Raw genomic sequence first — 12,721 nt, 5'->3', positions numbered from 1 at the left:
ATCGAGCTCTAGCCCACTTCCTGATTTAAAGCTCCATCATTTAATCATATTTTTTCCCATACTTCTTTTCTAGCATTTTCTTAACTAGATATGGCATCTTGACATTCTCTCGACCTTTTTTAGCAATCAATTTTTTGACGAAATCAGGCATCTGAATATCTTTTTCTGCTTCCAAAATCTGACCTGTACTTGAAGGAGCTTCCAACTCATCAAAAGTCTCTAGTTGAGGTTGATAGTCACTATAGTCACCATCTATATGAGACTGAATGGTTGAAAGAAGGGCTTTAATCAAACGAGAATCGCTATTTGGCATAGGAGGACGGTGATAGGCCACACCAAGCTCATGACAAAGCTCCTTACACTCCACATCATTATCAAAAAGAACCTCAATATGCTCACTAATAAAAGCTATCGGGACAAAAATATAGTGGTCAGGGTGTTCCTTCTCATCACGAAGGTATTCTAAGACATCAGGCTTAATCCAAGGAATACCAATATCACTTTCACTCTGCCATGTATTGGTATACTGGTCTTCTTCAAGGCCTAAAATTTCCACAATCAAGCGAGTATTGTCATAAATTTGATCGATATAAGGATCGCCAAAATCAAGTGCCAAAACTGGGACACTATGAGCTGAAAAAATCACCTTATAGCTGTCATCTCTAATTTGATCTAAAATATTTCGAATCTCATCCGCCCAATAGTGGAGAAGTGAAGGTTCTTGGTACCAATCCTTGATAATTTGGAACCTAATCTGCTCACTTTCTAAAAATTTCTCATATCCCATGACGGAATAGTAAGAATAATGGGGCTCTAAAATCAAGCACAAACATTCTTCAATTCCGTCATTCTCCATCTCTTTGATTACATCAGTGATAAAAGGGCGGGAAAATTTATTAGCAAAGTATACTGATGCGTGTTCTCCAAGAGCAGAAGCAACCAAATCCACTTCTTCTCTAGTTATCCTTTGGAGTGGAGTTCCGCCAATTCGTACGTAATTGTCATATAAAGTCTGAATTTCATGTGGTTCAGGACGAACACCACGCCGGATATTCGTGAAAAACTCCGCTACTCCTTCATAGGTAATCTCTTCAGGCGACCCAAAAGTCATCATCAACACAGCTCTTTTACTCATAATTACTCCTTGTTCCACGTTTGTTCTATTTTAACATGAAAAGGTATACTTTAGGGAGTTTAGTGTCAAAAAAACTCCTAGAGAAGCCTCTAAGAGTTTAAAAACAAACCTTAATGATGGTGATGATCATGTCCGCTCTGACTCTCTATGGCATGGATATCCCGTTTATGGCAGGCATGACTATCTTGATCGCTATCCACTTCAATGGTAATATTATGAAAGCCAATGTCCTTTAGATGATGACGGATAGCTGTTTTACTCGCTTCCATGTCTTCTATCTGCTTGAGACAAACATGAACAATGGCATTTTTTTCCAAACCATCCATGGTCCATAGATTAAGCTGATTGATACTAGCGACATTGTCCAACTGCTCTAAGTCATTCTTAACTTGCTTGATATCTACCCCTTCTGGCACAGCATCCAAGAAAATCTTAAGGGTGCTCCAAAAACGTGGAAGAGCTTTTGACAAGATAAAGAAGGAAATGACAAGGGACAAGAGGGGATCAAGGAAATACCAGTCCGTATAACGCAAAATAATGGCCACGACAATTACAGCTAGCCAACCCAGTGTATCCTCAAGGAAATGAAGACTCAGGATGGATTCATTCTTGGTCTGCCCCTTCCGGACAATGAGGCTAGCCGTTAAATTGATAGCAATGGCAATGACTCCCAACCAGAGCATGCCCTCATGATCCACTGCTTGGGGCTCAATGAATTTGCTGATATTTTCTAAAATAACGAGAGTGGAACCGGTAATGAGGATGACTGCCGTCAGGATGGCACCTAAGAGACTAAAACGCTTGTAACCCAAGGTATAGAGACTGTCCTCCTCACGGTTAGAGATACTTTCTAGAAAAGCAGAAATGCCAATAGCCAAGGCATCTCCCAAGTCATGGACGGCATCCGCTAAGATCGCACTGGAGCCAAAGAGACCACCAAAGATAAATTCGATAATGGCAAAACTAAAATTTAAGAGAAAGGCTAGCCAAACGGCAAATTTTGAACTCAATTTTTGACCTCCTTTGGTATAATAGTAATAGTATTATCTTCTCACTAGTATTATCTCTAACTCTAAAAAGAAAGGATAGGGGCAAACTGTTTAGGATGTACGTTACTGAACAATTTGTTCAAAGTGTCCATATGACAACACAGGATCGTCGTATTACCAAAACTAGAAAAGCTATCTATCATGCTTTTTTACACTTACTCAACCAAAAAGACTACGACATTATTACCGTTCAGGAAATTATTGACCGTGCTGATGTTGGTCGCTCAACTTTTTATAGCCATTATGAGAGCAAGGAACTCTTACTGGATGAACTCTGCCAAAAACTCTTTCACCACCTCTTTGAGCGAGATGATCAGCTCTCTCCCCAAGACTACCTAGCCCATATCTTTCAGCATTTCAAGAAAAATCAAGACCATGTGACCAGTCTCTTGCTTTCCAAAAATGATTATTTTATCCGGCAACTGAAAAAAGAACTGGAGCACGACGTCTACCCCATGGTAGCTGAGAAACTGATTCAATCGCACCCCAACATCCCCCACTCCTATCTCAAACACCTGGTCGTAACCAACTTCATTGAAACCCTGACTTGGTGGTTGAAAAAAGGCAAGACTTACACCGAACAAGAAGTCATCCAGTTTTATTTGGAGATTTTAAACGTCGCTTCTAACTAAGGTGCGACTTTACATCATGTATCATAGAAAGGAAAACTATGCTCCTCCCCATTCTTCTCGGCTTTTTTACAGCCTTCTTAGCCCTTGCTTTTGCTCTTCTTCATTTATTAGTCAGCCTTTCCGAATTAAAAAAGGGCAATAAGACCCTTGGAATTTACCTACTTTTTATAGGAAGTAGCCTTGCGACCTTCTCTTTCATCCTCTACTTCCTTTTGCCAATTGTTGCTTTATTCATTTGGCTGATCGGAGTTAGCTTGATTTGCTATGGAGCCTATTGGAATGGCAAGCACAAAGAAAACTTCCATCTAGCCCATCATGTCATTCGGATTGGAATCGCTCTGGTACTTACTATCTTGTTAGCCTTAGTATGAAAAAAAGGATTTTTTGATCCTTTTTTTCATACTCATAAATTAAGCTAATACTCCTTTAAAAATCTATTTCTTGATCATCTCTTCCTGAATCAAAAAATCACGCGCTACTTGATTAGCTGACTTGCCTTCCACACCCACTTGGTAGTTCATCTGGCTCATTTGATCTGCTGTGATTTTCCCAGCTAGTTTATTAAGGATAGCTTCCAACTCCGGATGTTTTTCGAGTAATTCAGCTTTCATGAGTGGGGCCCCTTGATATGGAGGGAAGAGTTGCTTGTCATCTTGGAGGACCACGAGGTCATAGCGAGCAAGCTCGGCATCCGTTGAGTAGGCATCTGTTATCTGGATATCACCGGACTGGATAGCCTGGTAGCGAAGGGCTGGCTCCATGGTGGAGACTTGTAGATGGAGGCCGTAGACCTTCTGCAAGCCCTTGTTCCCATCTTCTCGATCATTAAACTCTAGCGTAAATCCCGCCTTGAGTTGTCCTTCCACCTTTTTCAAATCGGAAATGGTCTTGAGGCCATACTCTTGGGCAATTTTCTTAGGCACTGCGACAGCATAGGTATTCTGATAAGCCATGGGTTTGAGCATGGCCAGGTCGTCTTGTTTCTTGATCCCATCTCGGGCCGCTTGATAGACTGCTTCTGGATCATGACTGACTTGCGGCGCCGGCTTAAGGAGACTTTCGGTCACGGTCCCTGTAAACTCTGGATAGATCGCGATATCCCCTTTTTTCAGAGCTTCATATAGGAAGGTGGTCTTGCCAAAATTTGGCTTGACGGTCACTGTCATGTCCGTGTTTTCTTCGATCAAAATCTTGTACATATTGGCTAGAATTTCAGGTTCTGGACCTAATTTACCAGCTATGACCAGGTTTTCTTTTTTCGGTTTGGGAAGAAGACTTGGTGTATAAGAAGCTCCTAATCCAATAACCATCACAGCAAAGGCCGTAAAGATGGTCCGAAATTTGGCCTTTTCCATCCATTTGAGAAGCAGGTTAAAAGCGATGGCTAAGAAAGCAGAAGACAAGGCCCCAATCAAAATCAGACTGGCATTATTGCGGTCAATCCCCAGAAGGATAAAGGAACCAAGTCCCCCTGCTCCAATCAAGGCAGCAAGGGTAGCCGTCCCGATAATCATCACAGCTGCTGTCCGAATCCCGGACATGATGACGGGCATGGCCAAGGGAATCTCAAACTTCTTGAGTCGTTCCCACTTGGTCATCCCAAAGGCGATCCCTGCTTCTTCGAGGCTAGGGTCAATTCCTTGCAAACCGGTGATGGTATTTTGAAGGATGGGGAAAATGGCGTAGATAACCAGAGCTGTCAAGGCCGGAAGCGTCCCAATCCCCATGATGGGAATGAAGAGCCCCAAAAGGGCCATAGAAGGTATGGTCTGGAAGATGCCAGCTAACTGTAGAACCCAGTTGCTCGCTCTCTTACGAGTACTTAAATAAATAGCCAGTGGAACAGCCAGAAAAATAGCAAGAAGCAAGGTCAGTAATGACAGTTGCAAATGTTGCCCCAGTGCAGTAACCCAGTCTCCAAAGCGTTCTTGAAAGGTTGCAAGTAGTTTAGACATGGTGAGTACCTCCAAATAAATCCGCAACAAAGTCGTTGACTGGCTGGGCTAGAATAGTCTCCGCATTCGCTACCTGTACAATCTCTCCTTCTTGTAGAACCGCAATCCGATCGCCTAATTTCAAGGCCTCGTCCGTATCATGAGTTACGAAAATAGTCGTCATACCAAATTCTTTGTGCAAGTCTTTAGTGAGAGACTGTAGCTGCTTACGAGAAATAGCATCCAAGGCTGAGAAGGGCTCGTCCATCAATAGAATCTTTGGCTCTGCAATAATGGCCCGCACAATGCCGATTCGCTGTTGCTCCCCACCTGATAACTCGCTCGGTAACCGATGAGCATAATCTACAGCAGGGAGACCCACCTTGTCCAGGAGCTCTTCTGTTTTAGAGGCAATTTGTTCCTTGCTCCACCCCTTCATCTCAGGAATGAGAGCAATATTCTCAGCGACAGTTAAATTTGGAAAGAGGGCAATGGCCTGCAAAACATAACCAGTAGAAAGACGCAACTCTCGTTCATCATAGTCCTTGATGCGTTTTTCATCCATATAGATATTGCCATCTGTCGGCTCCAAAAGACGATTGATCATTTTGAGCATGGTGGTTTTCCCAGATCCTGAAGGTCCCACCAAGACCATAAATTCTCCTTGCTCAATACGGAGATTGACATCTTTTAAAATGTCAGTATCCGTGTAGCGCAGGACTACATTTTTGTATTCAATCATGTTCTTCCTCACCATCTTCTTAAAAGCTAAGATTCTTATCCCACTTTTTATAAGAGTGTAATCATCATAACATTGTAATACTAGATATTACATCTGTCAACGATTTTGATTTGAAATTATATATAAGAAAAAGAGGCTGGGACAAAAGTCCCAGCCTCTCAATTGTCTTTGGATTGTCGAGCAAGACGCAGTTGTTGAGTGCTCAAAGCACTGCTTTGAGGTGGCGGATAGAACTTGCGAAGCAAGTATCCTAAGTCTTTATTCGCTTTTTAAGCTTCAAAGATGCCCTATGTTGACGGAAACTATGTTTCCTTTATCTGCAACCTTCAACAGTCTCCCAGACTGTTGAAGCTGTGCGGAGGTGGGACAACGAAATCGAATTCTAACGAATGACCGATTTCTGTCCCACTCTCTTTTCTTACCTTCATTAGGCCAACTTGACACAGAAGGCATCCCAAGGGGCTAATTTTCCGGATTCAAGTACTTGCTCTACCTTGGTATTGGAAATGATGACCTTCTCAACTCCATTAACCAGCGGTAACTCTTGCTCTTGGCTTGAAAGATTGACAACAACTAAATAAACTTGCTTCCCTTCTACCCGCTTATAGGCAAAGACCTTGTCTGCTGCGTCCACCAATTCATAATGAGCCGTTACAAGCCAAGGCTGCTCTTTTCGTAAGGCAATGAGAGCTTGGTAGGTATAGAATATAGAGTCTGGATCTGCCAGGGCAGCCTCTACATTGATCTCTTTATAGTTTGGGTTGACTGCAAGCCATGGACGACCTGTCGTAAAGCCAGCTTCTGCTTCATGATTCCACTGCATCGGTGTCCGTGCATTGTCCCTACCAATATGGCGGATTTGATCCATGATCACTTCAAGCGGTAGACCTTTTTCTAAGGCTTCATGGGCATAGTTGATTGACTCGATATCTTCTACGTCCTCAAGGGTCTCAAATGGATAATTGGTCATCCCAATTTCTTCGCCTTGATAGATATAAGGAGTTCCCTTCATCAAGTGAAGCAGAATAGCCAAAGCCTTGGCGGATTTGACCCGATAGTCGCCATCATCCCCCCAAGTGGACACAATCCGTGGGAGATCATGGTTGTTCCAAAAGAGCGAATTCCAGCCTTCTTCTGTCCCCAATTCTGTCTGCCACTTAGTGAAAATTTCCTTCAATTTAGGCACATCCAATTCCTTGGCGTAGTGCCATTTTGGTTGCCCTGGTTGGTATTGAAGACCGATGTGTTCAAATTGGAAGACCATGGACAATTCTTGATTTTTTGGATTGGAATATTGCTTGGCAATCTCAGGTGTCGCCCCCCACGTTTCCCCTACCGTAAGCAAATCCTTGTCTCCAAAGGTAGCGCGATTCATCTCTTTCAAGTAAGGATGGAGCATGGGACCATTGCTGATGATTTCCTGATCTGGGATCTTGCCGATCATATCGATGACATCCATACGGAAGCCACCAATGCCCTTGTCAATCCAGAAATTCATCATGTCATAAATCTGATGACGAAGCTCCTCGTTTTCCCAGTTGAGGTCTGGTTGCTTCTTGCTAAAGTTATGCAAATAGTATTGACCAGAGGTTTCATCGAATTCCCAAGCAGAACCACTAAAAGCAGAAATAATGCCATTTGGCTCATCCCGCCAAATATAGAAATCCCGCTTTGGGCTATCTGGATTTTCACGCGCTTCGATAAACCAAGCATGCTCATCAGAGGTATGGTTGACCACCAAGTCCATGATGATTTTGATCTTGCGTTTATGGCCTTCTGCGATCAATTCCTCCATATCTTCCATCGTCCCAAAGATGGAGGCAATACCCTCATAATCTGAAATGTCATAGCCGTTATCATCCATGGGACTCTTGTAGACCGGCGAAAGCCAGATGGCTGTAATCCCTAATTTTTCCAAGTAGTCTAGCTTGCTCGTGATCCCCTTGAGATCCCCTATGCCATCGCCATTACTATCCTTGAAACTCTTTGGATAAACTTGGTAAATTACGGCATTATGCCACCATTTTTGTTCCATTTTCTCTTCTCCTTTATGATTGTGAAATCACTTTCATTTTACAAAAATAGGGGTGAAATTGCAAGAATTTACAAGTCTTCATTCTCTTCACTGGAATAAATCACTTCAAAGAGACGTTGACGCAAACCTTCCTCTAAAGGCGTAATGATCTTCATCAACTGTTTCCAATCCTTGGCTGTTGAACAAGCCACAAACAATTCATTCTTCCTATCGTAGGCCAGGTTGGCAGATTTCAAGAGCTCAAACATCCGATCTTCTTTGGCAGTAGGACGCGATTGCAACACACCCATCGCAATCTCCTGACTGTGATTGTCCACTAAGATAGGGGCTGTCTCAAAGGTATGGAGGAAGAACCGGTGCTGTCTCTTTTCAGGAAGCAGCGTTAGATCACCTGTTAAATCCAGCCTAATCTTTCTTTCATCCCAATTGACAGTTAGGCGGGTTTCAACCCGGTTATCTCCTTCTCCTTCAACGAGTACGAAGGAACGATTGTCACCTGGGAAGAGATGCCAGTCCAGCATTTCCGGGAGCTCTACCCCTGTCTGCGGTTGTGCATCCATAGGGATGATGGCTCCTGCACGCGCAAAGACCGGAATATCCTGGCTAGCTCTAAAGACTGTGAGTTTGCCTTTTCCTTCGTACTTCCAATCATGGAAGAAATCATACCAAACTCCGTTTGGGAACCAAACACTCACAGAAGCACTATGAAAGACAGGATCCAGAGCCTCTGTAATTGGGGCCACCATGAGTTCACTGCCAAAGAAATATTGATTTTTAGCCTCATAAGCATCTTCTTGGTTTGGATAATGGTAATAAAGGGGTTGAACCAAAGGCAGTCCTTCTTCATGCGTCGCCACATTCATGGTGTAAAGATAAGGTAGTAAGCTGTGGCGCAGGCGCAAATACCGCTTCATCAAGCGACAGGTCTCAGGCGAGTAAAACCACGGTTCCTTGCTATTAAAGGCATTACAAGAACTATGGAGACGATTGATCGGGCTAAAGACCCCAAACTGCAACCAGCGAAGAGCCAAGTCTTCATCATAGTAACCCCGCATATGGCCACCAATATCGTGACTCCACCACGTGTAGCCGATATTTGAAGCTGTGCTGGTAAAATAGGGTTGAAAGGCTAGGGATTCCCAAGTCACAATGGTATCCCCTGAAAAACCGATTGGATACCGGTGGCTTCCAGGCCCCCCATAACGTGATAAGATGAGACCAGCTTGACCTGTTCGACAATTGTCTAGATAATGATAATGATTTAACAACCAAAGTGGATCCATCTTGCCATGACTTCCCTGTTGCCAATCAATCCACCAAAAGTCCACTCCTTGATCTTCTAAGGGATGGTGGACATCTTCGAAATAGGCTTCACGAAAGGCTGGACTATAAAAGTCAAAGCTGGCTACTTCTTCCTTTTCAGTATTGAGTCCCAAGCGATTTGCGACCATGGGATAAGCATCCTCGAAGGCTCGAATTCCGTCTGCTGGATGAACATTCAAGGTCACCTTTAAACCACGCTTATGCAAACCATGTAAGAAGGCAGCTGGATCAGGAATCAAGTCCCGGTTCCAACTATAGCCCGTCCAACCACTTCCAAAGCGAGCAGGAATCTCCGTCTTGTGCCAGTCCATATCGATCACGCTGACAGCTAGAGGTACCCCTTCAGCCTTGAAACGATCCATCAAATCTGTGTATTCCTGACTGGTATAAGGCCAATACCGGCTCCACCAGTTTCCCAGAGCATATCGTGGCAAGAGGGGTGGCTGTCCCGTCAGATGGTAAAAATCTTTCAAGGCCCCTAGATAATCGCGCCCATAACCGAAGAAATACAAATCCACTTCTGGACATGACCGTGCTCTAAATCCGCTTTCGACATCATACAAATAAGAAGCAGAATCGTCCAAAAGAGCATAGCCTGCTTTGCTTAAAATCCCATCTTCCAACTCCATAGCTCCATCGACCTCATCGAGCGTCCGACTGGTCCCCTTTAAGGTCTCAGGCCGATCCCCATAGTGCCATCGGCTACCATAGACTGCATACTGGCCCTTGAGTTCGATAAAAAGCCGATCCGGTGCAAAAGGTCCCTTTTCAAAATGAAGGTGGAGATGCTCCGTATGCAGATCGAGGACCTCTTCGGTCTCTGTGATCTCACAAGAAACTGGTCCAAAATCTCTATCTTGCACAACTTGCGTCTGTCCATCCTCAAAAACACCATTCTCTGAATATTCCAAGCGCACCAAAGATTCCGTTAACACGGAGATTCGGTAGTGCTCTCCAACTATCACTGGTCCTGCCATTTGTTTTTTCTCCTCTTTTTATAAGGCATCTAACTTGCCCATCTTTTCATCTACTTCGTTCTACTGTGTAAGCGTTTACGATTTTACTATAGCATTCAAAAAAAGGCCTGTCAACACTTGACAAAGCCTTTCCTAAAATTTTATAAGATCAACTTCCCCAATTGATCAAGAGATTCTTGACGACCTTGAGGACGGACGTTAGGTGAAATTATCCAGTGGATGATTTCAGCAATCCAGGAAGTTCCATGACTAAATCAAGATACAAAGGGCGTCTGCGGATAAAGTCAAAATAGGGAGCTGGGCAGAAGCACTGTTGTATAGGATTGCTTCGTTGTCCTGCCCCCACAAGGCTAATTAGGATTCTACCGAGCTAAAAGGTGAGAGAAGAATTCAATCTGCTACTGTGTCTTGGATTTAGTACTAATGTATTTTGCGCTTTTGACACGATCCGCAGCCCGTGTTCAATTAGTTTTAAGCTACTTCGCTTTTTAATTTATAGTCTTAAAACTCCCGAGTGTTTGAAACAATCATGTTTCAAACACTTTTCTCACAGCGGATTGTCGAGCAAGACGCAGTGGTTGAGTGGGCTATACTACGCTGATTTCATCAGCTTTTACAGCCCTACTCAACTGTGCGGAGGTGGGACGACGAAATCGAATTCTAACGAATGACCGATTTCTGTCCCACTCTCTCTATTATGATTGACTATTCTTCTTCCACCAAACGTTTAAACTCCGTTTGAATTTCTGTATTTTCTGTTGGTTTTAAGTACATAACCCCACCATTAGTCGTCGGTGAATGAAAGACAATCGCTTCTCCTGTATTGGTTATCGCAAAGAAGTAACTATGAACATCCGGGTATTTATCCCAATTGCTATAACGCTCTACAATTCGGTACTGGGCATTACCGAGACCTGTATCCGTATACTCGGCATTCATTTTCTCACTTGGTCCATCATCCCTAAGTGTATAGAGATGGCCAGCCCCCACATCTCCTCCTGCGATCCCCTTTTGGTAATTGGGTTGACCAAGTCTTTCCCCCCAGTCCCATTAAATTTCTCCGATATCCTCCTGCTCTAACAAACAAAGAGACCTTCATAACAAAACACCCCAAAAGTTAGTTTTTCTGTCTAACTTTTTGGGGTGCAGAACCGCTTAGAATATCAAAACATTATTTTTCGACCATACCACTGTTAATGAGACTTTCTTTCGTCACAGAATAACTAACTGTACTGTCATTTAGAGGATTAAAGCCTGGAACGATTTCTTTTAGCTTTTGCAAATCGATTTTCGTGTAATCAATTGTATTGTAGATATAGAAGATACCGTCTTTGTATTCTGATGTCAGTTCAAATCCGTTACCCATCAGATCTTTGAATTTTTCTTGGCTTATGGCAACGGCTTCTTTCATTTCTTCAAGAGGGTTATCTCCATCCATTTTTGAAATATTATAATCATCAACCTTTTCTTGTACTAATAAAGTATCTCCCTTGTAATACAAGGTTACGGTTGACTTACCTGCTTCATCACTCGTTTCAAGAACAGTTTTTTGAGCACCTGCTCTTGAGTCCTCTTCTTTAACCTCATCAGTTGATGAATTTTTGGTCTTTGCTTTAGTTGATGATTCAGTTGTCGATTTAGTCGTCGATTTAGTGGACGTTTGAGCGGTAGATTTTGGGTTCTCTTTTGGCGCACAAGCAACTAAGAGAAGACCAGCTGACAATAAGATGGCTACTGTTTTTACAGTTTTATTCATTTTGAATCCCTCACTATTTTATGATGATTTAGGAAATGACTGACGTCTGAAACCAGTCATTTGGCAAGATCAACTGTAGATATAGATGTTATAAGAAAACCCTCAAAAATGATGGTCGCAATTTCTTCCTTACCTATCATTGTACCCATCTGGGTGGCTGGAATGCCATGCCCAGGCTGTTTGGATGATGGTTTCGATATTATCAAATTTTGGTTGCCATCCGAGGATCGCACGCGCCTTCTCAGAAGATGCGATCAGGGTATCTGGATCTCCTGGTCTGCGGTCTGCAATCTCAAGCGGAATCGGATGTCCCGTCACCTTGCGGGCTGCTTCAACGATTTGAAGATTAGAAAATCCTGTCGATGAGCCCAGATTAAAGGCGGTAGATGGATTGCCATTACGCAGATACTCCACAGCTAGTAGATGGGCATCAGCTAAATCAAATGGATGGACGTAGTCCCGAACATTGGTGCCATCTGGTGTATTGTAGTCATCTCCAAAAATGGCGATCTTTTCACGTTTGCCTTGAGCCACTTGTAAGACGATTGGCAGGAGATGGGTCTCTGGTCCATGGTCTTCACCAATGGATCCATCTGGTTTGGCACCCGCTACATTAAAGTAACGAAGGGGGACATACTTGATACCATAGGCTTGATCGGCCCAGCGCATAATGGTTTCCATCATGAGCTTGCTTTCGCCATAGGGATTAATCGGTTTTTGCGGAGTGGTTTCAAGGATCGGAATTTCTTCTGGAATGCCGTAGGTGGCTGCGGTTGAAGAAAAGACGATGTAGTGAACCCCACATTCATGCATGACTTCCAAGAGTTTGACCATGCCCGCCGTATTGTTGTCAAAATATTTCAATGGATCTGCCATGGATTCAGCGACTAGAGAATAGGCCGCAAAGTGGATGACGGCGTCAATATCTGCATGTTCCTTAAAAACAGTGCGCATGAAGTCTTGATCCGCCAGGTCTCCTTGGTAAAAGACGGCATCTGGATGCACCGCTGCGTGGTGGCCTGTGACCAGGCTATCCACCACCACGACTTTTTCCTGTCCTTCATTGACCAAGCGGTCTACCATGTGGGAACCGATATAGCCAGCTCCTCCGAGTACGAGTATTGCCATTTGTTTTCCT

At 43.5% G+C, this 12,721-nt stretch carries 10 protein-coding genes and 1 pseudogene; 2 read left to right on the top strand and 9 right to left on the bottom strand.

The window, feature by feature from the left end; genetic code table 11:
• Window positions 1–40: 40 nt before the first annotated feature.
• Both hemH and QM873_RS02380 read right to left on the bottom strand, forming a co-directional pair.
• Window positions 41–1,135: a ferrochelatase gene (hemH, locus tag QM873_RS02385; protein WP_414278724.1), complete on the bottom strand. Its 1,095-nt coding sequence runs from the start codon at window positions 1,133–1,135 to the stop codon at window positions 41–43.
• A 110-nt stretch (window positions 1,136–1,245) separates the two neighbouring features.
• Complete coding sequence (locus QM873_RS02380; RefSeq protein ID WP_195550204.1) at window positions 1,246–2,145, bottom strand: cation diffusion facilitator family transporter; 900 nt, start codon at window positions 2,143–2,145, stop codon at window positions 1,246–1,248.
• A 131-nt stretch (window positions 2,146–2,276) separates the two neighbouring features.
• On the opposite strand from QM873_RS02380, the gene QM873_RS02375 reads away from it, so the two are divergent.
• Window positions 2,277–2,816, top strand: coding sequence for a TetR/AcrR family transcriptional regulator (locus QM873_RS02375; protein WP_229038969.1), 540 nt, complete (start codon window positions 2,277–2,279; stop codon window positions 2,814–2,816).
• A gap of 38 nt (window positions 2,817–2,854) precedes the next feature.
• A complete protein-coding gene (locus tag QM873_RS02370) occupies window positions 2,855–3,187 on the top strand; it encodes a glucuronide permease (RefSeq protein ID WP_195214023.1) in 333 nt (110 codons plus the stop codon).
• Window positions 3,188–3,250: 63 nt separating this feature from the next.
• Here the strand turns inward: QM873_RS02370 and QM873_RS02365 are convergent, their stop codons facing one another.
• The 7 genes and pseudogenes from QM873_RS02365 to galE all read right to left on the bottom strand — a co-directional run bounded on the left by QM873_RS02365 (window position 3,251) and on the right by galE (window position 12,711).
• The gene (locus tag QM873_RS02365; RefSeq protein WP_195550203.1) at window positions 3,251–4,771 is read right to left on the bottom strand and encodes an ABC transporter permease/substrate-binding protein; all 1,521 of its coding nucleotides are present in this window, start codon (window positions 4,769–4,771) and stop codon (window positions 3,251–3,253) included.
• Window positions 4,764–5,492 (bottom strand): ABC transporter ATP-binding protein, encoded by a 729-nt coding sequence (locus tag QM873_RS02360; RefSeq protein ID WP_123159289.1) that lies wholly within the window; start codon window positions 5,490–5,492, stop codon window positions 4,764–4,766. Before QM873_RS02360 ends, QM873_RS02365 begins: the two co-directional genes overlap by 8 nt.
• 427 nt (window positions 5,493–5,919) lie before the next feature.
• Window positions 5,920–7,527: an alpha-glucosidase gene (locus QM873_RS02355; RefSeq protein ID WP_195550202.1), complete on the bottom strand. Its 1,608-nt coding sequence runs from the start codon at window positions 7,525–7,527 to the stop codon at window positions 5,920–5,922.
• Between the two features lie 68 nt (window positions 7,528–7,595).
• The gene (locus tag QM873_RS02350; protein ID WP_414278723.1) at window positions 7,596–9,827 is read right to left on the bottom strand and encodes a glycoside hydrolase family 31 protein; all 2,232 of its coding nucleotides are present in this window, start codon (window positions 9,825–9,827) and stop codon (window positions 7,596–7,598) included.
• 705 nt (window positions 9,828–10,532) lie between these two features.
• Window positions 10,533–10,871 (bottom strand): annotated as a pseudogene (locus QM873_RS02345) (DUF4767 domain-containing protein); the annotation flags it as partial.
• 127 nt (window positions 10,872–10,998) lie between these two features.
• The gene (locus tag QM873_RS02340) at window positions 10,999–11,583 is read right to left on the bottom strand and encodes a DUF1307 domain-containing protein (RefSeq protein WP_195550200.1); all 585 of its coding nucleotides are present in this window, start codon (window positions 11,581–11,583) and stop codon (window positions 10,999–11,001) included.
• 129 nt (window positions 11,584–11,712) lie between these two features.
• A complete protein-coding gene (gene galE, locus QM873_RS02335; RefSeq protein ID WP_195550199.1) occupies window positions 11,713–12,711 on the bottom strand; it encodes a UDP-glucose 4-epimerase GalE in 999 nt (332 codons plus the stop codon).
• Window positions 12,712–12,721 lie beyond the last annotated feature (10 nt).

The sequence above is a fragment of the Streptococcus australis genome, from assembly GCF_047463015.1.
GTDB classification, from domain to species: Bacteria; Bacillota; Bacilli; order Lactobacillales; family Streptococcaceae; genus Streptococcus; species Streptococcus australis_F.
This window is presented reverse-complemented; position numbering and strand designations above follow the sequence as displayed.

Coding starts and splice junctions, on each gene's coding strand:
- QM873_RS02355 (WP_195550202.1), bottom strand. CDS start 7,527: ATGGAACAAAAATGGTGGCATAATGCCGTAATTTACCAAGTTTATCCA.
- QM873_RS02360 (WP_123159289.1), bottom strand. CDS start 5,492: ATGATTGAATACAAAAATGTAGTCCTGCGCTACACGGATACTGACATT.
- QM873_RS02365 (WP_195550203.1), bottom strand. CDS start 4,771: ATGTCTAAACTACTTGCAACCTTTCAAGAACGCTTTGGAGACTGGGTT.
- QM873_RS02350 (WP_414278723.1), bottom strand. CDS start 9,827: ATGGCAGGACCAGTGATAGTTGGAGAGCACTACCGAATCTCCGTGTTA.
- QM873_RS02340 (WP_195550200.1), bottom strand. CDS start 11,583: ATGAATAAAACTGTAAAAACAGTAGCCATCTTATTGTCAGCTGGTCTT.
- QM873_RS02375 (WP_229038969.1), top strand. CDS start 2,277: ATGACAACACAGGATCGTCGTATTACCAAAACTAGAAAAGCTATCTAT.
- QM873_RS02370 (WP_195214023.1), top strand. CDS start 2,855: ATGCTCCTCCCCATTCTTCTCGGCTTTTTTACAGCCTTCTTAGCCCTT.
- galE (WP_195550199.1), bottom strand. CDS start 12,711: ATGGCAATACTCGTACTCGGAGGAGCTGGCTATATCGGTTCCCACATG.
- hemH (WP_414278724.1), bottom strand. CDS start 1,135: ATGAGTAAAAGAGCTGTGTTGATGATGACTTTTGGGTCGCCTGAAGAG.